This is a genomic window from Roseomonas sp. WA12 (assembly GCF_054165765.1).
The window spans coordinates 1,554,211-1,577,201 of record NZ_CM135108.1 but is presented as its reverse complement, the minus strand read 5'-3'; the positions used below and the strand labels follow the sequence as shown (position 1 = coordinate 1,577,201).

The window sequence follows — 22,991 nt, the reverse complement described above, 5'->3', positions numbered from 1 at the left end:
CCGTTGACGGGACGAGAAACGGCCTTCCGAACGGCCGGAACCGCAAGCCGAGGTTCCCCTTTGGCCCTCTCCGGTGTAACCCGGCGGCCTTCGGACAGGTGGCAGAGCGGTCGATTGCTCCGGTCTTGAAAACCGGCGTGGGTGCAAGCCCACCGTGGGTTCGAATCCCACCCTGTCCGCCAGCCCGCAGCCTGGCCACACCCCGTGCGTTCCCTTCATATGGCTGCCCCCCAAACGTCCGCCGCCCGTCACACGGGTGGAGACCCCCGTCTCGACAAGATCGCCTTCGACTACGACGAGGCGTTCCGCCGCCTACGCCTTATGTTGGCTGAGCACCCGAAAGCCGCGATGTTCGACCTGCGAGACCGCGGCCATGGCAGCCCTTTCGAGCAGCTTGTCGCCAGCCTCATCTCCGCCCGCACACGGGACGAGACCACGACTCCCGTCTGCCTCCGCCTCTTCGCCGTCGCCCGTACCCCCGCGCAGATGGCCTCGCTCGACGAGTCACGGCTCATCGAACTGCTGCACGGCGCCACCTTCCCCGAACCCAAGGCGCGCGACATCCTCGCCTTCTCCCGTTGCATCGCAGAGGAACATGAAGGGCAGGTGCCGGACACGATGGATGGTCTGACCGCCTTCCACGGCGTCGGCCCGAAGATCGCGGCCCTCACCCTCGGCGTCGCTTTCGACCACCCGGCCATCGCGGTGGATATCCACGTCCACCGCATCACCAATCGATGGGGAATTGTCGCCGCCTCTTCCCCGGACCGCAGCATGGCGGCGCTGGAAGCCGTCCTGCCCCGCCGCTACTGGATCGAGATCAACGAAAGGCTGGTACCTTTCGGCAAGTTCGTCTGCACCGCAGACCGGCCGCGCTGCTCAACCTGCATGCTTCTCGAAATGTGCCAGCAGGTCGGCGTAACTACAGCCCGCTGAGCATCAGCGCCGTAGGAGAGGTCGAAGCGTTTCCGCGACGTAATTCGCGCGCGCACCAACGTTCTAATGGCCCCGGCTGGCGGATCGTCCGAAGCCCGCAATCCGAAGGGTTGCGAGAACCCTGGCCTGCCTCGGGGTGGCGGCGCTAAGCTTCGCCGGTGAACGCGCTTTCCCCGCCCCGCGCCCGGCTTCCCATCGAGGTGGTTTTCGACCTCGTCTGCCCCTGGTGCTTCCTCGGCACGCGCCGCCTGCGTCGCGCCCTGCGCGCCCGCCCGGAGCTCGCGCCCGAGCTGATGTGGCGCCCCTTCCTGCTCAACCCGGAACAGCCCGCCGCCGGCCGCGACCCCTTTGCCCGGCGCCCTGGTGGCGCAGACCGCACCCGCCGCCTGCACGCGACCCTGGCTGAGATGGGCCGCGCCGAGGGCGTACCCTTCCGTTTTGACCTCATCCACCGCACCCCCCCCTCCCTGGATGCCCACCGCCTCGTGCGCTTGGCCGCACGTCGTGGGGCGGCCGAGGAGATGGTGGACCGCCTCTTCCTCGCTCACTTCGCCGAGGGGTTGGATATCGCAGACCACGCCACGCTGGCTGGCATCGCCGGGTCCGTCGGCCTGGATCGCGCGGCTGCCCGGCGGTTCCTCGCCGGGGAGCAGGAGGTGGAGGCCGTGACGGCCGAGAACCTCCGTGCCCACCGCCTGGGCATAAACGGCGTCCCCTGCTTCGTCATCGCCGGCCGCCACGCCATCGCCGGAGCGCAGGAGCCGGAGGTGCTGCAGCGCCTACTGGACGTGGCCCTGGTCGAAGCCTCGTGACCTCCCTGCCCCGCCGCAGCGCGATCCTCCTCCCGCCCGCGATGCTGGCGGGCAGTGGGGCATCGGCGCAGGAGGCGGGAGTGGACCTGTTGCTGATGCTGGCCATAGACGCCTCGGGCAGCATTGACGCCGACGAGTTCCGCCTTCAGCGCGAGGGCTGCGCCGAGGCCCTGACCCATCCCGCCGTACTCTCCGCGGTCGGCGCCGGCCCGCGCGCCGCGATCGCCGTGGCGCTGGTCGAATGGGGAGCGCCCGGCGGGGCCGCAACGGTGGTGGGCTGGCACCGCGTCTCGGGCGCGTCCTCCGCCGGAACGCTCGCCCGTGCTGTGGTCGAAGCGCCGCGCTCGCGCCAGTCCTGGAACGCCATCGGCGACGCCGTGGACCATGCCGCGGCCCTCATCGCCTCAGCGCCCTGGGCAGCGACGGCGCGCGTGATCGACATCTCCGGCGATGCGCCGGACATGCGCGGCATCAATCCGGTCGAGATTGCCCGCCAAGCGGCTGCTGCTCAGGGCATCACCGTGAACGCGCTTGCAATCGAGGGCGGCCGGCCCGGCCTCACCCACGTCTATGAAGAGACGGTGATTGCGGGCGACGGTGCCTTCGTGATGACCGCTGACACCCGCGCCGACTTCGCCCGGGCGATGCGGGCGAAGCTGATTCGCGAGATTGCCGGGCTTCCTGTCCTCCCGTCACGCACGGGCTGACCTGCCCTCAAGCTTCGAAGCGCAGGCGCAGCTCCTGCCGTCCATCTGGCAGCGTCGCCTCGGCCAAGCCGCGCGCCCGGTGCCGCAGCAGCACGGCCGCGAGCGCCACTGGATCCTCGGCGAGGGTCGTGCCCGGCGGCGGCAACCCCCGGCCGCTCCAGCGCAGGCGAATATGCACCGCCAGCTCGTCCCAGCGTGCCTCCGCCTCCACGCCGGTGCCGGGCTCCACAAGCCCCTCGGCTGCGGCGCCGAACTCCTCCAGCGTGTCGGCGGCACCCTGAACCACCCCGGCCAGGGCGCCCCATCGCCCACCCTGCTCCAGCACGAAGCCCGAGAGCGCGGCCGCGCCCTGTTCCGGTGCCCAGACCAGCCTTGCGCGGGCCGCCGTGCCCAGCCGGAACAGCGCATTCATGGCCAGCGCCGCCAGCAGCGCCAGCACGAGCGAGGATCCAATCACCCCGCCCAGCCATTCCGGCATACGAGCATAGAACTGTGGCACCAAATCGTAAGAAAGGCCGAGGATGAAGGCCAGGCCGATGGTAGCCGTCCGCCGAGCATCCAGCAGCCGTTGGGCAATGATGCCCATGCCTGCGGTGACGATGAAGGCGGCCGAGAAGAGCAGCGTGGCGCCGAGCACACTGCGCGGAATGGCCAGCAGCAGCCCGGCCGTCCCGGGGAGTAGGGCGAGCGCGCACCAGAGCAGCCCGACGGCGAGCCCTACTCGCCGCGCCAGGATTCCCGTCGCGACCGAAAGGCCGATGCTGGCCGAATAGGTGTTGAGGCCGGGTACCCCCAGCACCCCGGCCAGGGCCGTGGCCGTGCCATCCGCGATGGTACCCCGCCGGATGCTGGCAAAATCCGGTGCCGTCCACCGCGGGTCATTCGCACGTTGCGCGGTGACGATGTCTCCAGAAGCACGGGCCAGGCAGGCCAGCGCCCCCATGAGAAAGCCGGGCATCAGGGACCAATTCCCAAACTCCGGCAGAACAAGCGGCCAAGTAATCAGGTGCCAGTCCACGGGCGTTGGCCCGGCGGCATGCCCCTCTACCCCTTCCAGCAGGAAGGTCAGCGCCGTGCCGGCCAGCAGCCCGCAGAGTGCAGCCAGGGGACGCAGTCGCGCGCCGCCCCAAACCGCGACGGACAGCACAACACCCAACGCAACTAGGCCGCCGATGAGCGCTGCAAGCGAGTCGGGCCCGGCACCACGCCCGATACCCAGCATCAGCCGGAAGCCGAGGAGCCCGAGGATGACGCCGATCAGCAGCACCACCAGCCCCATCACCTCCGCGGGCACGAAGGCTCGCAGGCGCCGGATCTGTGTCGCGAGAAGGATCTCCGCAAGGCCGGCCGTCAGCGTCATGGCCGCGACGGCGCCCAGCCCGCCCATCCGCGCCGCCAGCAGAGCCGGCGGCACATAGGCCGCGGTGAAAACCGCCGGAATGAGGAAGCCCGAGCCGATCCCCCACTGGCCCCAGACCTGCAGCAACGTGCCTAACCCCATCGCCAGCATGGCCAGGTCGAGGTAGCGCGCGGTCAGTACCTGATCCGAGCCGGCCGCCTCCGCCACCAGCAGCGGGAAGACGAGGGTGACGGACATGATGCCGGCATGCTGAAGGCAGGCACCGAGCACAATCCACCAGGGCGGCCGGGAGTCCAGCCCCCATGACCCTCCCGCCTTGCGATCCGACATCCCGATCTCCCTGCGCGCAGCCTCGCCGCGGCAGCGCGATCGGGCAAGGCCGTCAGGCGGCCTTCGCCTCCCCCGCCACCCGCAACAGGGCCTGAAGGATCTCCCGCGCCACCTTCACGCGCTGCGCCAACTCCATCTCCCTGACCACGGCCAGCTTGTGATCCGGCCGAAGCTTCACCCCGCCCTTTTGGGCGCCCACCCAGGCCACCAGTCCGCCCGGGTTGGAGAACTGGTTGCGGCGGAAGGCCAGCACCACGCCCTTGGGGCCCGCGTCCAGCTTCTCGACCCCGGCTTCCCGGCACATCCGTTTGATGGAGACCACCTGCAGCAGGTTCTCCACCTCTTCCGGAATGGCGCCGAAGCGGTCGGCCAGTTCGGCAGCCATCGCCTCCATCTCCGCCTCGCTCGCCAGCCCGCCGATGCGGCGGTAGAGGCCCAGCCGCACGGGAAGGTCGCGCACATAGTCCTCAGGGATGAGGACAGGCAGGCCGAGATTGATATTGGGCGTCCACTCCCGATCCGGCGCCTCGCCGCGCGGGGCGCCCTTGCTCCGCTGGCGGTTGCGGATGTCCTGCACCGCGTCCTCCAGCATCTGCTGGTACAGCTCGATGCCGACCTCACGGACATGGCCGGACTGCTCGTCACCCAGCAGATTGCCCGCGCCGCGGATGTCGAGGTCGTGGGAGGCGAGGGTGAAGCCGGCGCCCAGGTTGTCGAGCGTCTGCATCACCTCCAGCCGCTTCTGCGCGGCGGAGGACAGACGGTGCGACTGGGGCCAGGTAAGGTAGGCGTAGCCGCGCTGCTTCCCGCGCCCGACGCGCCCGCGCAGCTGGTACAGCCCGGCCAGGCCGAACATGTCGGCCCGGTGGATCAGCAGCGTGTTCACCGCGGGCATGTCGAGCCCGGATTCAACGATGTTGGTGGAGAGCAGCACGTCGTACTTGCCGTCGCCGAACTCCGTCATCACCCGTTCCAGCTCAGTCGGCGTCAGCCGCCCATGGGCCTGCGCGATACGGACCTCGGGCACGATCTCCGACAGCCGCGTAGTGACCTTCGGCAGGTCCTCCAGGCGGGGAACCACGCAGAACACCTGCCCGCCGCGGAAGCGCTCGCGCTGGATGGCCTCGCGGATCACCACGGAATCCCAGGGCATAATGAAGGTACGCACGGCCAGCCGGTCCACCGGCGGCGTCGCGATCACGCTCATCTCCCGCACACCGGAAAGCGCCAGCTGCAAGGTGCGCGGGATGGGCGTGGCAGTGAGCGTCAGCACATGAACATCGGCCTTAAGCGACTTCAGCCGCTCCTTGTGGGCCACACCAAAATGCTGCTCCTCGTCCACGATGACGAGGCCGAGATCTGCGAACTCCACGCCCTTGGCCAGCACCGCATGGGTGCCGACGACGATGTTGACGGTGCCGTCCTTCAGCCCTGCCTTAACCGCCGCCTGCTCCTTTGGCGTCGCCATACGTGAGAGCTGGCCGACCTTGATTGGCAGACCCTCGAAGCGCGCGGCGAAAGTGCGAAAATGCTGGCGCGACAGCAGCGTGGTCGGCACCACTACCGCCACCTGGGCGCCCGTCATCGCCACCACGAAAGCAGCGCGCAGTGCCACTTCCGTCTTGCCGAAACCCACATCGCCGCAGATGAGCCGATCCATCGGCTTGCCGGCGGAGAGGTCCTCCAGGATGTCGGAGATGGCGCGGAGCTGGTCGTCCGTTTCGGCGAAGGGGAAGCGCGCGCAGAACTCGTCCCAGGCGCCCTCGGGCGGGGTGGCCATCACCCCTTCCTTTGTCTGGCGCTCGGCTGCGGTGCGGATCAGCTGCGCGGCCATGTCCTGGATGCGGGACTTCGCCTTGGCCTTCCGGTTCTGCCAGGAAACGCCGCCAAGCTTGTCCAGCGCAACGCCGGCGGAATCACTGCCGAAGCGCGTGAGCACCTCGATGTTCTCGACCGGCAGGTACAGCTTGTCCCCGCCGTCATAGATCAGCCGGAGGCAGTCATGCGGCGCCCCGCCGGCGTCCAGGGTCTGCAAGCCGTCATAGCGACCGATCCCGTGGTCGATATGGACGACGAGGTCGCCCTGCTCGATCTCCGTCGCATCCGCGATGAACTGGTCCGCTCGCTTGCGGCGCCGGGGCGGACGCGCGATGCGATCGCCCAGCAGATCCTGCTCGCCAGTGACCGAGATGCCTGGCTCGCCATCGCCCCCCGGGGCGCCGATGAAGCCGCGCTCCAGCCCCCAGACCGCCAGCCCGACGACGCCGGGCGCCAGCTTCCGCACTCCCGGCCAGTCCTCGACCGCCTGGATCGGCACATGGGCCTCGCGCAGCAGGTTGGCGAGCCGGTCGCGGGAGCCGCGGGTCCAGCCAGCCAGCACCGTTCGCCGCCCCTGCCCAGCCATGGCGCGGGCATGTTCGTGGAAGGCCTGGAAGACGTTGGCCCCGGCCTGCCGCACCTCGGTAAAAAGCCGTCCCTGGCGCCCGCCAGCCTCGAGCCCCTCGGATCCGTCGGGCTTGCCAAAGGGATTGAAGCGCAGAAGCGGCCCGCCGGAGAGCATCCGGTCCCACCCGCGCCGATCCAGATAGAGCCGGCTCGGCGGCGCGGGGCGGTAGGGCACTTCCCCTTCGCGCGGCGGCAGCCGGCGCGCCTCGTAATGGTCAGCGATCATCTCCAGGCGCGACTCAAGCGAGTCCTCCACCTGGTGGTCCAGGCTGGTCGAGGCCGCGCCGAGATAGTCGAGCAGCGTCTCCATCTCTTGATGGAACAGCCCGGCCCAATGCTCCATGCCAGGGTGCCGCCGCCCGGCCGAAACGCTGACGTAAAGCGGATCGTCCCCCGCCGCCGGGCCGAACAGATCCCGGTATTCCGTCCGGAAGCGGGTAATCGATTCGCGGTCGAGGAACACCTCGCCCATCGGCCGCAGCCACAGCTCAGCCAGAGCCTCGCCGCTGCGCTGGGTGCCCGTGTCGAAACGGCGAATGCTCTCGATCTCGTCGCCGAACAGGTCCAGCCGCACGGGATCCGGTTCGCCGGCCGGATACAGGTCGATAATGCCGCCGCGCACCGCGTATTCGCCAGGCTCCATCACCGTGCCCGCCCGGCCGTAGCCATTGGCTTCCAGGAAGGCCGTCAGCGCCTCCGGATCGGTCCGCCCGCCCTTGGCCAGCCGCATGGTGGCACCGGCGAAAATCGCGCGGGGCGGCACCTTCTGGACGAGCGCATTCACCGTCGTCAGCACGATCCGGGGGCGCTTCCCGTCCTCCATCAACCGCGTAAGCGTCGCCACGCGCTCCGCAGTGATCTCTGGATTCGGCGATACCCGGTCATAGGGAAGGCAGTCCCAGGCCGGAAAGGTCAGAACCTCCGCGTCTGGCGCCAGGAAGGCCAGGGCATCGGCCATGCGCTGCATCCGGGCATCGTCCCGGCACACATGCAGAACCGCCCCCTGCTCCTCCGCCCGCCGCCGGGCGACGAGAAGCCCGTCATACCCCTCGGGTGCGCCGTAAACGTCCAAACCTGCCATTCAGCCCTTCCGTTCCGCCCTGTCGCGCATCTCCTCGGGGATCCCTGCCCCCGGCGCGGCGCTGGCCTCCATCAGGCGCAGCATCATCGGGGAGCGCAGCTCCTCGGGGACCGCCCGCCGGCCGGAGAGCCAGTCGGTGAGATCGACATCCTGCAGTTCCAGCAGTTCCTCGACCGCGTCGAGTTCCACCTCGGAAAAGGACGCGATCCGGTCCGACACGAATCCCCCGATCAGCAGATCCGTCTCCTTCGTGCCGCGATGGCGGGCACGGAACAGCAAACGCCGCCGCCGTGGGGAGAGTTCGTCCGGCTCGTCAGTCATGCGTGCGCGCCCCGTTCGGCATCTGTTCGTGGCGTGCCATATAACCCCCGCGCCAGATCATGCCAGCCCAGCCCGACCATCCTCTCCTCCCCGACGCCACGCCGCCTGTCCCCCCTGGCCAGGAAGCGCGCTCCGCCATGGCCGCGCCCGGAGCGCTGGGGCCTGCCGTGATCGCGCCCCTGCTTGCCCCTTTGGAAAACCTACCGGAGGCCGCCGGCCGGGCGCGCCACCTGGCCGATGCGGCCGGGCCTCGCGTGCTCGATCTGCTCTTCCATCTGCCCGAGCGCTACCTGGACCGACGCCGGGTGACCCGCCTGGCCGATGCGGCGGATGGCGACATCGCCACTGTTCCTCTGCTGGTCGAGCAGGTGACCGCACCCCGCAATCCGTCCCAGCCCTGGGTGGTGAAGGCCTTGAGCGAGCGGGCGATGATCGACCTCGTCTATTTCCTCCGGGCCAAATGGGTGGGGCCCTGGCTGCACCGTGCCTTCCCCGAGGGCGCCGCCCGCACCGTCTCCGGCCGGGTGCGCCGCTACGGCCCGCGCTGGCAGATGGACGCGCCGGATTTCGTCTCGCCCCCGGACGACATTCCCGCCATCCAGCCCGTCTGGCCGCTGGTGAAGGGATTGGGGCCGAAGGACGTACAAAAGGCGATGGCGGGCGCCCTCGCCCGGTTGCCGGCCCTGCCGGAATGGCAGGACTCGGCCCATCTCCGGCGCCGCCGGTGGCCGGGCTTCAGCGAGGCGCTTCGCACCCTCCAGGCCCCGGAGTCCGTCCCCGCTCCAGAGGTGACAGACCGCTTGGCTTATGACGAGCTGCTGGCAGGCCAGATCGCCATCGGCCTCGTCCGGCGTGCCGTGCTGCAACGCCCTGGCAGAGCCCTGCACGGAGATGGCGCGCTTCGTGACCGGGCACTGGCTGCCTTCGGTCATGATCCGACCCCGGCGCAGTCGCAGGCAGTGGCCGAGATCGACCATGACCTCGCCGCGCCGCGCCGGATGCTGCGCCTGCTTCAGGGCGATGTCGGCAGCGGCAAGACGCTGGTGGCGCTGATGGCGATGCTTCGGGCCGTCGAGGCGGGCGCCCAGGCCGCGATTATGGCGCCGACCGAACTTCTCGCCCGTCAGCACCTGCGCACCTTTCAGCGCCTGGCCGGCGCGGCCGGGGTCGAATGCGCTCTCCTCGCCGGCAGCGTGAAGGGCAAGGAGCGCACCCGCGTGCTGCGCCGCCTCGCTGACGGCTCTCTCCCCCTCGTGGTCGGCACCCACGCCTTGTTCCAGGAAGGCGTGCAGTTCCGCGACCTTGCCCTGGTGGTGGTGGACGAGCAGCACCGCTTCGGCGTGGCCCAGCGCCTGATGTTGACGGAGAAGGGCACCGAGACCGACGTACTCGTGATGACAGCCACCCCGATCCCTCGAACCCTGCTCCTCACGCAGTGGGGTGAGATGGCCGTGTCCCGCCTTGAGGGCCGCCCGGCCGGGCGCAAGCCGATCGTCACCCGCATCGTCTCCCGCGACCGACGGGACGAAGTGTTGGCTGCACTCCGCCGCGCCTTCGCCTCGGGCAACCGCGCTTACTGGGTGGTCAGAGCCATCGAGGACGGCGAGGCGCATGACAACGTGGCCGCCGAGACCACCTTCGCTCAGCTGAAAGAGGTGTTCGGCGAGACCGTCCGCCTCGCCCATGGTGCGCAGAGCCTTGATGTGCGCGAGGCCGCGCTGGGCGATTTCGCCGCCGGCCGCGCGCAACTGCTGGTCGCGACGACCGTGGTGGAGGTGGGGGTGGACGTGCCCGAGGCCACCATCATGATCATCGAGCAGGCCGAGCGCTTCGGCCTTTCCGCCCTGCACCAGCTGCGCGGGCGCGTTGGTCGCGGCAGCGCCCAGTCCTACTGCCTGCTCCTGCCCTCATCGGAGCTGATGGAGGGCGAGAAGCGCCGGCTTTCCGTCATCCGGGATACCGAGGACGGCTTCCTCATCGCCGACGCCGATCTGGACCAGCGCGGCGGCGGGGACGCGCTCGGCACGCGCCAGGCGGGCCAGATCGGCCGCCGGATCGCCGATCCGCAACGCCATGGCGGACTCATCCGGCCCGCCCATCAGGAGGCCGAGCTGCTTCTGCAGAAGGATCCCGACCTGTTTCTCTCGGAACGCGGACGCGCCGCCCGCCTTCTTCTCGCGCTGTTTCAGCACGACACGAGCCTACGGACCCTCGGCGCGGGCTAGCGGGCCAGCCCGGCCCTCAGCATCCCTTGCTCCTGCAGAAGTCCAGGACGCGCTGGAGATCCGTTGGGCTCAGCTTGTAGGCGCCCTCGAAGGCGCTTCCGGTCTGGCCCGCACTATTCTGGCCAAGGGTAGACCCGCCGCCTCCCATGCCGAGATGAACTTTGCTGACGAGCATGGAGGTCGTCTGCGCCCCCCGGCTCAGATTGATCGCCGCCTCCGGGATGTCGCCGAACCGCAGCGCCAGGACATTGATCGAGCCAGAGGCCAGTGCCGCATTGATCCGCCCCAGCTCCCGCGCGCAAGGCGAGACCTCCTTCTTGGAGGCGTCGAGATAATCCTGCGTCTGGAGCTGGATGAGCACCTTCGAGGTCCGGAGGGCCCCCGTCCACATCTCCTCCCATCGCGTGTGCATGCCGCCGATGGTCGCGTAGTTCGGCCCGCCGGCCCGGTTGGGCCCGATGAGCGGCACGCCGCTGTCCATGGCCTGCTTGAACCGGGGGTCCTCCCAGTAGCCCTGCCCGGGGCCGCCCAGGCCATTGTGATGCATCGCCCCGCCACTGGAGAAGTTGTTCCGGGCTGCGACGTTGTCCAGATAGACCGAGTTTTGCGCGAAGTAGTTCAGCCCCTTCATCAGCTCGTTGCGGATCCAGTGGGCGAAGAGGTGCCCGCCATTCGCGTTGTTGAAGCTGATCACGATCCGGCTCGTGTCCGACACGTCTGCGACCGGCAAGTTCGCGGCCGACTTCTGCGCCCGCGAGCCGATGCTGATTGGAAATCTCAAGCGCACTGCCTCCCCGCCCCGTTGGGCGCGCGGCACCCTACGTTGGCCGCAGCGCCACCTGAAAGGGATTCGTTCGGCGTGGAAATGATCGTGCCTTTCCGGGCTCGATACCGCGCGGTCTCTGCCCGTTGCCCCTTGCGCCCTCCCCCGCCGCACCGTAACCCGTCACCCCCGCGCGGCCGGCCGGGGGCCGCCGCAGACTGGAGGGCCCCGTGGCGAAGCCTCACCTCTACGACCCCTTCGAAGATGTCCCCGAGGCGCATATCGAGATCGAGCGCCTCACGAAGCGCTTCGGCGCCTTCACCGCGGTGGATGACATCTCCTTCAACGTCAGTGCCGGCGAAGTGCTCGGCTTCCTCGGCCCCAACGGCGCGGGCAAGTCGACCACCATGAAGATGCTGGCCGGTTTCGTGACTCCCACCGCCGGCACGGCCCGCATCATGGGCGAGGACGTGGTGGACCACCCCGTGGCCGCCAAGCGTCATCTGGGCTTCCTGCCCGAGGGTGCGCCCACCTATCCCGAGATGACCGTGGAAGGCTTCCTCGCCTTCACCGCCCGCGCCCGCGGCTACCGCGGCAGTGAGACCGGGGACCGCGTGCACGACGCGATGCGCATGACCAGCCTGGAGGAGGTCCGCCTCCAGCCGATCGAGACCCTCTCCAAGGGTTTCAAGCGACGTGTCGGTCTGGCGCAATCGCTGCTGCACGATCCGCCGGTGCTGGTACTGGACGAGCCGACCGACGGGCTGGACCCGAACCAGAAGCATGAGGTCCGCCAGCTCATCGCCCGCATGGCGCCGTCCAAGGCCATCCTGATCTCTACGCACATCCTCGAGGAGGTTGGCGCGGTCTGCACGCGAGCCATCGTCATCGCCCGCGGTCGTATCGTCGCCGATGCGACCCCCGCCGGGCTCGCCTCCCGCGGTCCGGACCTGGATGCGGTGTTCCGCGAGCTGACGCGGGAGGCCGCGTGATGGGCGGCACGCTCACCGTCGCCCGGCGCGAGCTGGCGTCCTATTTCGCCACGCCCGTAGCCTATGTGTTCATTGTCATCTTCCTGGTGATGTCGGGCGTCCTCACCTTCACCTTGGGCGGCTTCTTCGCGCGCTCGACAGCCGACCTGCAGCCCTTCTTCGCCTTCGTGCCATGGCTCTTCCTGTTCCTGGTGCCCGCCATCACGATGCGGCTCTGGGCCGAGGAGCGGCGGCTTGGGACGATCGAACTGCTGCTCACCCTGCCGATCGGGCAGTGGGAAGCGGTTCTGGGCAAGTTCCTGGCCGCCTGGGCCTTCTGCACCATCGCACTGGCACTCACCTTCCCCCTCGTCATCACGGTGAATGTGCTCGGCGATCCCGATAACGGCGTGATCGCCGCGGGCTATCTCGGCTGTCTGATGGTCGCTGGCAGCTACCTGGCCGTCGGTGCCGCCATCTCGGCGCTGACGAAAAATCAGGTTATCGCGTTCGTCCTGGCAGTCAGCACCTGTTTCCTCTTCGCCGCCGCCGGTTCGCCGGTCGTCACCGAGTTCCTCTCGCGCAACCTTCCCGTGCTGGCGGAGGTCGCACGTGGCCTCTCGATCACAGACCGCCTCGCGGCCTTCTCTCGCGGGGTGATCGCGCTACGCGACATCATTTTCTTCGCCAGCTTCATCGGCGTCTGGCTCTTCGCCAACGCCATCGCCGTCGATCTGCGCAAGGCGGACTGAATCCCGTGAGCGACACCATCCCCGCCCGCCCCCGCAGCCGCGGCGCGCTGCTCTCCATCGGCGCGCTATTGGCCGCGGCGGCACTGGCAATCGGCGTGAACCTGCTGGCCGACCGCTACCTCGCCCGCGCGCGCATCGACCTGACCGAGCAGCGCCTATATACCCTGTCCGAGGGCACGCGGCAGGTCGTCTCGACCTTGCGTGACCCGATCACGCTGCGACTTTTCTACTCCCGCCGCCTCGGTGCCGCCGCCCCCGTCTTCGGCGCCTATTCCGACCGCGTGCGAGAGATGCTGCGCGAGTACGTCTCGCTTTCGAGCGGCAAGATCCGGCTCGAGATCCTAGACCCCGAGCCGTTCTCCGAAACCGAGGACCGCGCGCTGGCCCTGGGCCTTCAGGGCGTGCCGCTCGATAACGCGGGCGAGCAGGTCTATTTCGGCCTTGCCGGCAGCAACCTGCTCGATGACGAGCGCACCGTCCCCTTCTTCCAGCCGGACCGCGAGCGCTTTCTCGAATACGACCTGACCCGCCTCGTCCACGAGCTGTCCAACCCCACACGCCCCGTGCTCGGCGTTCTCTCATCCCTGCCGCTGAACGGCGATCCGCGCGCAATGATGATGCGCGTCCCTGGTGCCGGTCAGCCCTTCCAGGTGATGACCCAGCTGCGCCAGTTTTTCACGGTGCGCGACATCCCGGCGGATGCGCAAGCGATCCCCTCCGACATTCAGGTTCTGATGGTTGCCCATGCCCAGAACCTGCCGGAGACAACGCTCTACGCTATCGACCAGTTCGTCATGCGCGGCGGCAAGCTGCTGGCCCTGACCGACCCGCATAGCGAGAGCCAGGCCACCCGCCCCGACCCCACTGGTCGTCCGCCCGCCAACACCTCGTCCGAGCTCGACCGCCTGCTCAATGCCTGGGGCATCGACGCGCCGTCGGACAAGGTGGTGGTCGACCAGCGCGGCGCCTGGCGCGTCCGCTCCGGCCCGGGTGACCGGGTGCAGGGCGTGGACTATCTCGCCTGGTTCAGCGCCCAGGCCGACAGCCTGAATCGCACGGACGTGGCCAGCGCCGAGCTGTCCCAGGTGACGGTCGCATCCGCTGGCGAGATCCGCTTGCGCGAGGGTGCCCGGGTGGAGATGACTCCTCTCATCACCGCTTCGCCGCAATCCGCGCTGATCGACGCCGCCCGCGTGCGCCAGGCCCCGGACCCCGCGCGCATCCTCTCGGAGTTCCGTCCGGACAACGCGACCCATGTCATCCTCGCCCGCATCCGCGGCGCGCTGACAAGCGCCTTTCCCGCGGGCCCGCCCGCCCTGCCGGAGGGCGTCGAGCGCGCGTCCGGCCTGCCGGCGCATCTCAACGCGAGCAACGGTCCCGTCAACCTCGTCGTCGGCAATGACACGGACTTGCTGGAGGACCGCTTCTGGGTCCGCGTGCAGGACTTCTTCGGCCAGCAGGTGGCGACCCCGACCAGCGACAACGGCGCCCTGCTGACCAATCTGGCTGACACCCTGGCAGGCGGCGACAGCCTCATCTCGCTGCGCTCCCGCGGCGAGAGCCTGCGCCCCTTCACCCTGGTGGAATCCATGCGCGCCGATGCCGAGGCGCGCTACCGCCAGACCGAACGCGGCCTGACCGAGCGCCTGCAGGCCACCGAGCGCCGCCTGCGCGAGCTGCGCCAAGGACCTGGAGCCGCCCAGGGTGGCTCCGCCGGCGGCGCCCAGGCCGTGATCACCCCCGAGCAGCGCGCGGAAATCGAGGTTGCCCGCACCGAGATCGTCCGCACCCGCCAGGAGCTCCGGGGCGTGCAGCGGGAGCTGCGCCAGGGGATCGAAGGGCTGGAGACCTGGCTCCGCATCCTCAACATCGCCCTCGTCCCGGCGCTGATCACCATTTTTGCGATCGGCCTTGCCCTGCTCCGCTCGCGGCGCCGGGCCGAAGCGAGGGGCTGACGCCATGCCGCTGGACCGACGCCACCTCATTGTCCTCGGCGGCGCCGCGCTCGTCGTTTCCGGCGCCGCTGCCCTGCTCCTGCCGCAGGAAGACGCATCCTCCCTCGCCGCCGACTCGCCTCTTGCCTTCCCGGCGCTGGGCGCTCGGCTAGACGCCGCCCGCCGGATCGAGATCCGCCAAGGCGCACACGCACTTATCCTCCAGCGGAGCGCGAGCGATGTTTGGATCCTTCCCGTCAAGGGCGGTTACCCCGCGCGGGCTGACCGCGTGCGGGAACTGCTTCTCGGCCTGACCGAGTTGCGGCTGGCCGAGCGGCGCACCGCCGACCCGGACTCACTCTCACGCCTCGGCCTCGAGGATCCCGGCCTGGCGTCCACCTCCGTGATGCTTCGCGTACTGGACAGCAACGAATCGCCACTTGCCGGGCTCGTCGTTGGAAGGCGCCGCACCCGCACGGCCGCGGCCTCGCCGGGCGTCCCGGCCGAGAGCGCCTATGTCCGCCGCCCCGGCGAGTCCCAGTCCTGGTTGGCCGAGGGACGTCTGCCCGTCGATGCCGATCCGCAGCTCTGGATCGAGCGCGAGATCGCCAACTTGCCGGAAGAACGCGTCCGGCGCGTCATCGCGGTGCGCGATGGCCGGACTGTGGAGCTGCTGCGCGAGGAAGGCCCGGATGGCAGAATGCGCATCGTCCTCCCTGGAGACGCCCCTGCCACCGACGAGGTCTCGTTGGACGAGGTGGGCCGCGCCTTAGAGGGCCTGACGCTGCTCGACGTGCGCGCGGAAACCGAGGTCCCCGGGCAGCCGGCAGGAGAAGGCCGGTTCATCCTTACCGACAACCTGATCGTCACCGCCCGGATGAGACAGGAAGGCGGGGATGTCTGGATGACCCTCGTCGCCAGCGGTGACGAGGAGGCTACACGTCTCAATGCTCGGTGGCGGGGCTGGGCGTATCAGGTCGGCGCCTGGAAGCTGCCTGCCTTTGCGCCGAGCGTCGAGACGCTCCGGAAACGCGAGGGTTGACCGCCCGCGAGTACCCGGACCGCCCCTGGGTCGGCATCGGCTGCCTTGCTTTCCGCGGCGACGACGTCCTGCTCGTCCGCCGCACCCGTCCACCACGACTGGGGGAATGGACCGTACCCGGCGGCGCTCAGGACCTCGGTGAATCGACCGAGGAAGCGGCGCGGCGCGAGCTGCTGGAGGAGACAGGGGTGGAGGTCGGGCCACTCACGCTCGTGGCCTGTGTGGACATCGTTCAGCACGATGCCTCGGGTGCGATCCGCTTCCATTACACCATCGTGGACTACGCTGGCCGCTGGAACACGGGCGAGCCGATCCCCGGCGACGACGCGAGCGAGGCGAGGTTCTTCAGCATCGAAGAGCTGGAAGGGCTCGAACTCTGGGAAGAGACACGGCGCGTCATCGCCGAGGCGCGTAAGCGCCTTCCGGAAGGCTAGCGGAGCCCGACCCCAGTCGGGGGCGGGCGTCTCGCGTCAGACCTCAGTACCAGATGCGCTCGTTCTGCATGCTGGCGTAGAGCGGCGCCACGAACTCGCCGTAGCCGTTGTAGATCTTCGTCGGTACGCGCTCGTTCGAGCCCAGCAGCCGCTCGCTCGCTTGACTCCAGCGCGGATGCGCCACCTCCGGGTTCACATTCGCCCAGAAGCCGTATTCGCTGGCCTGCAGCTTCTCCCAGTAGCCAACCGGCTTCTCGGTCTGAAAGGTCACGCGCACGATCGATTTGGGTGCCTTGAAGCCGTATTTCCAAGGGAACAGCGCCCGGATCGGCGCGCCGTTCTGCGGCGGCAGCGGCTTTCCGTACATGCCGGTCGCCACGAAGGCGAGCTCGTTCTGCGCCTCGGCGACCGTGAAGCCGTCCGAATACGGCCAGGGATACCAGGATTGCCGCAGGCCCGGCATTGTGTCCCGCTGGGTCGCGGTCTCGAAGACCACGTATTTCGCCTCAGCCTTTGGCCCGGCGAGCCGGATCAGCTCGGACATCGGGAAGCCGGTCCAGGGCACAGTCATGGCCCAGGCCTCCACGCAGCGGAAGCGCATGACACGCTCCTCGAGCCGGACCTGACGCAACAGGTCCTCCAGCCCAATTTCACGCGGATTATCCACCAACCCATCGAAGCGGATCGACCAGGGGCTGACCTTCAACTTCTGCGCCGCCGAGGCCACGCTCTTGGAAGTGCCGAATTCGTAGTAGTTATTGTAGTTCGTGGCATCCCGCTCGGGCGTGACATCCCGGCCGGGCTGAAAGCGGGTGTTCCGCATGGCGGGTGAAGCGGCCTGGGCCAGGGCCTGCCCGGGTAAGGCGAGCGCGCCGGCAAGCGCGGCACCAGCTCCGAGCGCGGTACGGCGGCCCATCACCACCGCTTCGGGCGTTGCGGCACTCTCCGGTAGTTCCCAGCCACGGCGTACGCGGATCAGCATGCTGGCCTCCGTCAGGCGGTAGCCCTTGAACTCGGGTGCCCCGCGCCGGGTTCAAGCCCCCCGGCGAAGCTGCATGGGACTTAACCTAGGCGAAGCCCGCCGCGCTGCACGATCCCACGGAACTTGGCCAATTCGGCTGCAAGAAATGTCCGTGTTTCCTCCGGCGTGGTTGGAGGAGCGGGATCCACCCCGGCAGCCGCCAGGCGCTCGCGTACGGGCGTTTCCGCCAGCGTCGCATTGGCCGCAACGTTCAGCGCGGCCAGCACCGGCGCGGGCAGGCCGCGCGGGCCGAGCAGGATGTTCCAGGTGGTGACCTCGAAGCCGGGGGCAACGGTCTCGTGCAGGCTGGGGATGTCCGGGAAGAGAGGATGGCGAGCGCGGGAGGTGACCGCCAGCCCGCGCGAGAGCCCATCCCGCAGATGTGGCGCCGAGGAGGCCAGCACCTCAAAGGAATAGGCCACTTCGCCCTTGGCCAACGCCTCCATCACGGCGGAGCCGCCTCGATAGGGCACGTGCTCCGCCTCCAACCCGCCCACCGCGATCTTCAGGTACTCGCCCGTCAGATGCCCGACGCCGCCGACGCCCGACGTTGCCCAGGACAGAGCCCCGGGCCGCGCCCGGATCGCCGCCAACAGGTCCTCTATGCGGCGGTGGGGCGAAGCCGCAGGCACGACCACCACCAGCGGACCGCCGCCGACATTCGCAATCGGGGTGAAATCCGCGACGGGGTCATAGGGCGTCTGGGCCGGCAGGGCGGCAGGGTTGGTGGCGTGGGAGGAGGCTGTGCCGAGCAGCAGCGTGAAGCCATCCGCCGGGCGCTGCCGAACCCATTCGCCACCTACCGCTCCGCCCGCGCCGCCCCGGTTCTCGACGATGATCCGACCGGCGGGACCGAGCTTTGGCCCCATGCGCTCGGCCAGCACACGCGCGGCGATGTCGGTGGAGCCGCCGGCCAGGAATGGTACCACAAGGGTGATCGGCCGGTCGGCGACCCAGCCGCCCTGTGCCCTGGCGCGGACGGCCGGGGCCGAGAGGGACAGGGAAGTGGCAGCAAGAATGGCGCGGCGGCGCATGGGCGGTCTCCTCATCGGCGCTTCTGCCGCAAGGCGAGGCCGTCCCCGGAGTGTGGCAGGCCCTGGCGGCGCTGCAAATGCGAGCGGCCGGCCGCTCAGCGGGGGCGAGGCATCAGCGCCGCCGGCTGGTCGCCGGCCGGGGTCTCCACGCGCAGCAGGTGATAACGCTCGGCCTCCACCCCGCCCCGCGCCCGCACGATCTCACCCGTCGGCACCGCGCCGGGCCAGAGAGATGGCCCCTCCCCCCGTCGCAGGCTTCGCAGCATCAGCCCGACCCGTCTCGTCTCCGGTCGCGGCCGGTCGAACAGCGCCCAGCGGTCGCCGATGGCAACGACTGCTACGCCGGGCGGCAGATGCAACGCGAGTTCCGCCGCCAGCCCGTACTCCTCCGCGGCGAGGAAGTCGGCCCCGGCAGCACGGCGCGCCGCGTCGGCCTCGGCCGCCAGCCCCGGCCATCCACCGAGCCGGGCGAGGGTGGGATCGGCGGAGCGCGGCAGCGGCACCGGCGCGAACCCGGCCTGCACGAAGACCAGCAGGCTCATCACCCCGCCCATCACTGCCCCGATCCGCTGCCACCGCTGCGCCGTGAAGGCGGCCGCCGCGATGCAAGCCGAAGGATAGAGAATGGCAGGCCAGTTGCCCTGCACCCGGCTCCCTGTCGCCTGCCATAGGAAGAGCAGCGCCGCCGGAAGCGTCAGCGCGGCCAGCAGCCCGACCCCGGATCCCCGACCGCGCGCCCAGGCCAGCCCGGCCATCATGGTCCCCGAAGCGCAGAGCACGAGGACGACTGGCGAGGCGAGCGCGAACTGACCAGCTGCCAGTTCGCCCAGGAAGCGCAGCTCGAAACCATCCCCTGCCCCTGCCCGGCCGCCCTGCTTCGCTAGCGAGGCCCAACCATGCGCCGCGTTCCAGGCGAGAACGGGCGCAAAAGCCAGGGCCGCTACGAACCCACCGGCATAGAGCCGCCAGTCCCGCCACCAGCGTCGCGCTGCGGGATCGGCCAGCAGCCAGAGGATGAGCCCCACGCCGAACAGCACGGCCGTGTATTTCGAAACGAGCGATGCGCCCGCAAAGGCGCCCACCGCGAACCACCACCGGCCATCGCCCGATGAGTGCAGCCGTGCCATCGCCCAAAGGGCCAGGCACCAAAACACCACAAGCGGTGTATCCGGCGTGACCAGCACTGCCCCCGCATTCGCCAGTGGCGTGGCGTTGAAGAGTAACGCCGCCCAGCATCCAGGACGCCGCTCCGGCTCCAGCCGATCTCCCGCCGCCCAAATGGTGAGAGAGGCCAGGGCGAGGCCGAACGGTCCGAGCAGCCGGATACCGAGCGCCCCATCCCCGGCCAGTGCCGTGCCGGCCGCGATCCACAGCGCTACCATGGGCGGATGGTCCAGATAACCGGGCTGAAGGGTTCGGGCCCAAACCCAGTAATAGGCTTCGTCCGGCGAGATCGGCAGGAGCGCCGCCGCCACAAGCCGTGCCGTGGTCAGCGCCAGCAGCCCGAGCAGCCAAGGGGTCGCGAACCGGCCCACGGAGGACTACCGGCCGCGCCACACCAGGGTGGACGACACGGCGTAGTTCCACACAACCGTCAGAAGCGCCCCGGCCGCGCCGGCCAAGCCCCAGCCGGCCAGCTCTTCGCGCACGAGCATCCCGGCCACGCCAACATTGGCCGCCGCCCCGAGGCCACAAACCAGGTAGAAGAGCAGCAGCCCGCGAGCGAGCCGCGCGCCACGCAGCCGCATGTCCCGATAGGTGATGCGGTTGTTCAGCAGGAAGTTCACGGTCATCGCCACCAGCGTTGCCGCCCACTGCGCGGCCTCGAACTGCAGTCCGGACAGGCTGGAGGCGAGGAACAGCACGGCGAGGTGGACCAGCACCCCCACTGCGCCGACGGCGGCGAAGGAGACGAAGCGCCAGGGCAACCAGCCACCCAAAGCCTTGTCCATCAGGAGGCCGAGAAACTCGAGCAGAACCGTCGCGTCGAGCTTCGACTCGCCGGCTACGCGAGGCCGGAAGTGGTAGGGCACCTCCGCCACCCGAAGCGGCCGCCCGGCCGAGAGCAGCAGGTCCAGCAGGATCTTGAAGCCACGGGCCGAAAGCTTCGGCGCCAGAGATTCGAACAGCGCCCGCGGCATGAGGAAGTACCCGCTCATCGGGTCGCCCACCGGGGTCGGCAGCAGCAGCGCCGCCAATCGTGTGCCCGCATCGCTCACCCGGGCGCGGCCGGCGGAGAAACCCTGCCCGGCCTCGCCGCCTTCGGTGTGCCGGCTGCCGACCGCCACCTCTGCCCCATTCCGCACGGCAGCCAGCATCGCCGGCAGGATCGCCTCATCGTGCTGCAAGTCGCCGTCGATCACCGCAATAAAAGGGGCCGAGGAGGAGAGCACCCCCTCCGTGACGGCCGAAGCCAGGCCGCGCCGGCCGATGCGCCGCAGGCCCCGCACCCTCGGGTCCGCGGTCGCGATTTCGCGCACCCGCGCCGCCGTGCCGTCCGGGCTGTCGTCATCGACGAACACAACCTCCCAGGCCAGGCCATCGAGCACCGCCGCCAGCCGCTCCACCATGGGGGCCACATTCGCGGCCTCGTTGTAGCAGGGCACGACAACGGTCAGCTCCGCAGGCAGAAGATTCCGCGGGCTTCCGGTGGGGCTCCCGGGCGGGTTGGCAAGGTTGGGTTGAGCCGGCACGGCGGCGGCTTAGCCCGCGTCGCCGCGCACAGGAAGAGGCGTCCCGCTGCCGCCTGCCAGCACCTCTGACCTCCAGCCCCTTTCGGCCGCTCCCGGATCGGCGTAGCGGAGCGCCGCCATCCGGAGCGCCAATGCCCGACTTCCTCCACCTCCCTCCGGGCTTGCCCGCGCTTTCGGCGCTCGGGCCGGCTGTGGTGATCATCGCCCTCTCCGCCCTGTTCCGCGGCTTCACCGGCTTTGGCTTCGCGATCATCGCCGTCCCGCTTCTCAGCCTGGCCCTGCCGCCTTTGCTTGCGGTGTCGCTCGCAGCCGGGCTGCAGCTGCTGGGCGGGCTGATGGACCTTCGCCAGGCGTCGCGCGCCTGCCACTGGCCCTCGGTGCGCTGGCTGCTGGCCGGGGCGTTTCTTGCCTCGCCCTTCGGCACGCTTCTCCTCTCCCGGTTGCCCGCCGACACCGCGCGGCTTGCACTCGCGGCGGTATGCGGCGCCGCCGTCATCGCGCTCGCTTCGGGCGCCGGATTCCGCCGCATGCCCGGCCGCGCCGCGACCATGAGCGCGGGCATACTCTCGGGCCTCTTTAACGGGCTTGCGGCCATGCCCGGCCCGCCGGCGCTTGCCTACTACCTCGCCTTACCACTGACCCCGGTGCAGGTCCGTGCCTCGCTGATGGCCTTCTTCGCCTTCTCCGCCATGGCCTCCACGGCAGGCCTGATTGCCATCGGGGCGATCGGCCGAACGGAGGTGGTCCTCGTTCTGGCGGGACTGCCGCTCATGCTGATCGGGTCGCGGATCGGAGCGGCCCTGTTTCGGCGCGCCGGCGGCGCACATCGAGGAATCTCGCTCGCCACCCTCGCCCTCGTCGCGCTGCTCACCGCGGCGCGGGGGTTGGCCGGCATCCTTTTTTCCGAGCCCTGAAGGCGCCCTGAAAACGGTCCGGGCGGGACTGCCCCGACGGCCGCGAAACGGTCTAGACTGTGTGCGGCAGAACCGGGATTCGCCAGGGCGTCTCGTCCGGCGGCGCTGTGCTGCCGCGGCGGGCAGGGAAACACGCGATGAACCTGGCGGGGCTGAGCTTCCGCGACATCGAGTACATGGTCGCCGTCGCCGACCACCTGCATTTCGGCAAGGCGGCGACGGCCTGCGCCGTCAGCCAGCCCACCCTCTCCGCCCAGATCCGCAAGTTGGAGGAATATCTCGGCATCCAGGTTTTCGAGCGCGCGAGCCGGAGCGTGATGGTGACCGAGCGGGGCGCAGAGTTCCTTGCCCAGTGCCGCACCATTCTCGTCGAGGGCCGCCGCCTGCTGGAGATGGCTCATTCGAACGTAGAGCCGCTCGGCGGGCTGTTCCGCCTGGGCGTCATCTCCACCCTCGCTCCCTATGTCGCGCCAATCATCCTCAACCCGCTCCGCAGCCGCTTTCCCAATCTCCGCCTCAACCTGGTCGAGGGGCTGACCCATACGCTGGTCCGCGCGCTCGAGGCCGGCGAGGTCGACGCGCTGCTCGCCTCATCGCCCGTGCGCGGAATTGAGTTGTCAGAACTGCCGATCTTTCACGAGAGCTTCGTACTGGCGGTTCCGCGCGACCACCGGCTCGCGGTGATCGATCGCGTGACGATGGAGGAGGTGCCGGCGCAAGAGCTGATCCTGCTGAGCGAGGGGCACTGCTTGCGCGACCACACAATTTCCATGTTTCCAGCAGTCCAACGTGCCGCCCAATCCGGCACGGCGTTGCAGGCAACGAGCCTCGAGACGCTGCGCCAGATGGTCGGAGCTGGGATGGGCTGCTCGCTGCTGCCGCAGCTCGCCGTTCAGGTCGGCACCTTGCTGGACGACATGGTGGCCTACCGCCTGATTCGAGCCCCTTCCCTGCCCGGCCGCGACATCTCGCTGTTTCATCGCCCGAGCTTTGGGCGGATCCGCGAGGTGCGCCTGCTGCGGGATGTGATCCGCGACGCCATCGCGGGGCTCGGCACGGTCAGAGTGCATGGTCGGCCGGAAACGCGGTCCCTCGTCGCAGCTTGAATGGCCGGTTGCCGGCGGATGCAAGCAACCAAAGCGTTGGTAAGATCGGCGAGACAGCCCGGCCCCATTCGCGCCCGCCTGGATCTGCGTGACGCAACTCCTCGCCGGCC

The 22,991-nt window shown here is 69.5% G+C and carries 19 protein-coding genes and 1 tRNA gene; 12 read left to right on the top strand and 8 right to left on the bottom strand.

Going from position 1 to position 22,991, the window contains the following annotated elements:
* Positions 1-92: 92 nt before the first annotated feature.
* From ACVBD7_RS07505 to ACVBD7_RS07490, 4 genes are all read left to right on the top strand, one after another.
* Positions 93-182, top strand: a tRNA-Ser gene (locus ACVBD7_RS07505).
* Positions 183-219: 37 nt separating this feature from the next.
* On the top strand, positions 220-936 hold the full coding sequence (locus tag ACVBD7_RS07500) for an endonuclease III domain-containing protein (protein ID WP_458096865.1): 717 nt from the start codon (positions 220-222) through the stop codon (positions 934-936).
* A 158-nt stretch (positions 937-1,094) separates the two neighbouring features.
* Positions 1,095-1,748 (top strand): DsbA family oxidoreductase, encoded by a 654-nt coding sequence (locus ACVBD7_RS07495; RefSeq protein ID WP_458096864.1) that lies wholly within the window; start codon positions 1,095-1,097, stop codon positions 1,746-1,748.
* On the top strand, positions 1,745-2,455 hold the full coding sequence (locus ACVBD7_RS07490) for a DUF1194 domain-containing protein (protein WP_458096863.1): 711 nt from the start codon (positions 1,745-1,747) through the stop codon (positions 2,453-2,455). Before ACVBD7_RS07495 ends, ACVBD7_RS07490 begins: the two co-directional genes overlap by 4 nt.
* 7 nt (positions 2,456-2,462) lie before the next feature.
* On the opposite strand, the gene ACVBD7_RS07485 is transcribed toward ACVBD7_RS07490, so the two are convergent.
* Genes ACVBD7_RS07485 through ACVBD7_RS07475 form a run of 3 tightly spaced genes read right to left on the bottom strand, consistent with a single transcriptional unit; the run spans position 2,463 to position 7,992 of the window.
* Positions 2,463-4,145, bottom strand: coding sequence for a solute carrier family 23 protein (locus ACVBD7_RS07485; RefSeq protein WP_458096862.1), 1,683 nt, complete (start codon positions 4,143-4,145; stop codon positions 2,463-2,465).
* 52 nt (positions 4,146-4,197) lie between these two features.
* A complete protein-coding gene (mfd, locus tag ACVBD7_RS07480; RefSeq protein ID WP_458096861.1) occupies positions 4,198-7,671 on the bottom strand; it encodes a transcription-repair coupling factor in 3,474 nt (1,157 codons plus the stop codon).
* Complete coding sequence (locus ACVBD7_RS07475; protein WP_458096860.1) at positions 7,672-7,992, bottom strand: FAD assembly factor SdhE; 321 nt, start codon at positions 7,990-7,992, stop codon at positions 7,672-7,674.
* A gap of 137 nt (positions 7,993-8,129) precedes the next feature.
* Between ACVBD7_RS07475 and recG the strand changes: the two genes are divergently transcribed.
* Positions 8,130-10,217: an ATP-dependent DNA helicase RecG gene (gene recG, locus ACVBD7_RS07470; protein ID WP_458096859.1), complete on the top strand. Its 2,088-nt coding sequence runs from the start codon at positions 8,130-8,132 to the stop codon at positions 10,215-10,217.
* Positions 10,218-10,233: 16 nt separating this feature from the next.
* Here recG and ACVBD7_RS07465 read toward each other — a convergent pair whose 3' ends face one another.
* Positions 10,234-10,998, bottom strand: coding sequence for a hypothetical protein (locus tag ACVBD7_RS07465; protein ID WP_458096858.1), 765 nt, complete (start codon positions 10,996-10,998; stop codon positions 10,234-10,236).
* Between the two features lie 212 nt (positions 10,999-11,210).
* Here ACVBD7_RS07465 and ACVBD7_RS07460 point away from each other — a divergent pair, with 212 nt between their 5' ends.
* From ACVBD7_RS07460 to ACVBD7_RS07440, 5 genes are read left to right on the top strand one after another with little or no spacing between them, the layout of a single operon-like run.
* Positions 11,211-11,972, top strand: a complete 762-nt coding sequence (locus tag ACVBD7_RS07460; protein WP_458096857.1) for an ABC transporter ATP-binding protein — start codon at positions 11,211-11,213, stop codon at positions 11,970-11,972.
* Positions 11,972-12,703: an ABC transporter permease gene (locus ACVBD7_RS07455; RefSeq protein WP_458096856.1), complete on the top strand. Its 732-nt coding sequence runs from the start codon at positions 11,972-11,974 to the stop codon at positions 12,701-12,703. The genes ACVBD7_RS07460 and ACVBD7_RS07455 overlap by 1 nt, the downstream gene beginning before the upstream one ends.
* 5 nt (positions 12,704-12,708) lie before the next feature.
* A complete protein-coding gene (locus tag ACVBD7_RS07450) occupies positions 12,709-14,658 on the top strand; it encodes a Gldg family protein (protein ID WP_458096855.1) in 1,950 nt (649 codons plus the stop codon).
* Positions 14,659-14,662: 4 nt separating this feature from the next.
* Positions 14,663-15,679 (top strand): DUF4340 domain-containing protein, encoded by a 1,017-nt coding sequence (locus ACVBD7_RS07445; RefSeq protein ID WP_458096854.1) that lies wholly within the window; start codon positions 14,663-14,665, stop codon positions 15,677-15,679.
* On the top strand, positions 15,676-16,113 hold the full coding sequence (locus ACVBD7_RS07440; protein WP_458096853.1) for an NUDIX hydrolase: 438 nt from the start codon (positions 15,676-15,678) through the stop codon (positions 16,111-16,113). The genes ACVBD7_RS07445 and ACVBD7_RS07440 overlap by 4 nt, the downstream gene beginning before the upstream one ends.
* 43 nt (positions 16,114-16,156) lie before the next feature.
* Here the strand turns inward: ACVBD7_RS07440 and msrP are convergent, their stop codons facing one another.
* From msrP to ACVBD7_RS07420, 4 genes are all read right to left on the bottom strand, one after another.
* On the bottom strand, positions 16,157-17,095 hold the full coding sequence (msrP, locus tag ACVBD7_RS07435; protein ID WP_458096852.1) for a protein-methionine-sulfoxide reductase catalytic subunit MsrP: 939 nt from the start codon (positions 17,093-17,095) through the stop codon (positions 16,157-16,159).
* Between the two features lie 80 nt (positions 17,096-17,175).
* Positions 17,176-18,168, bottom strand: coding sequence for a Bug family tripartite tricarboxylate transporter substrate binding protein (locus ACVBD7_RS07430; RefSeq protein ID WP_458096851.1), 993 nt, complete (start codon positions 18,166-18,168; stop codon positions 17,176-17,178).
* Between the two features lie 95 nt (positions 18,169-18,263).
* Entirely contained in the window at positions 18,264-19,703 is a 1,440-nt protein-coding gene (locus tag ACVBD7_RS07425) for a glycosyltransferase family 39 protein (RefSeq protein WP_458096850.1), read from the bottom strand.
* A 6-nt stretch (positions 19,704-19,709) separates the two neighbouring features.
* Positions 19,710-20,798, bottom strand: a complete 1,089-nt coding sequence (locus ACVBD7_RS07420) for a glycosyltransferase (protein ID WP_458097658.1) — start codon at positions 20,796-20,798, stop codon at positions 19,710-19,712.
* A gap of 194 nt (positions 20,799-20,992) precedes the next feature.
* Between ACVBD7_RS07420 and ACVBD7_RS07415 the strand changes: the two genes are divergently transcribed.
* Positions 20,993-21,775 carry a TSUP family transporter gene (locus ACVBD7_RS07415; RefSeq protein ID WP_458096849.1) on the top strand — a complete coding sequence of 261 codons (783 nt, stop codon included), beginning with the start codon at positions 20,993-20,995 and terminating at the stop codon, positions 21,773-21,775.
* Positions 21,776-21,912: 137 nt separating this feature from the next.
* The gene (locus tag ACVBD7_RS07410; RefSeq protein WP_458096848.1) at positions 21,913-22,881 is read left to right on the top strand and encodes a LysR substrate-binding domain-containing protein; all 969 of its coding nucleotides are present in this window, start codon (positions 21,913-21,915) and stop codon (positions 22,879-22,881) included.
* Positions 22,882-22,991: the final 110 nt, after the last annotated feature.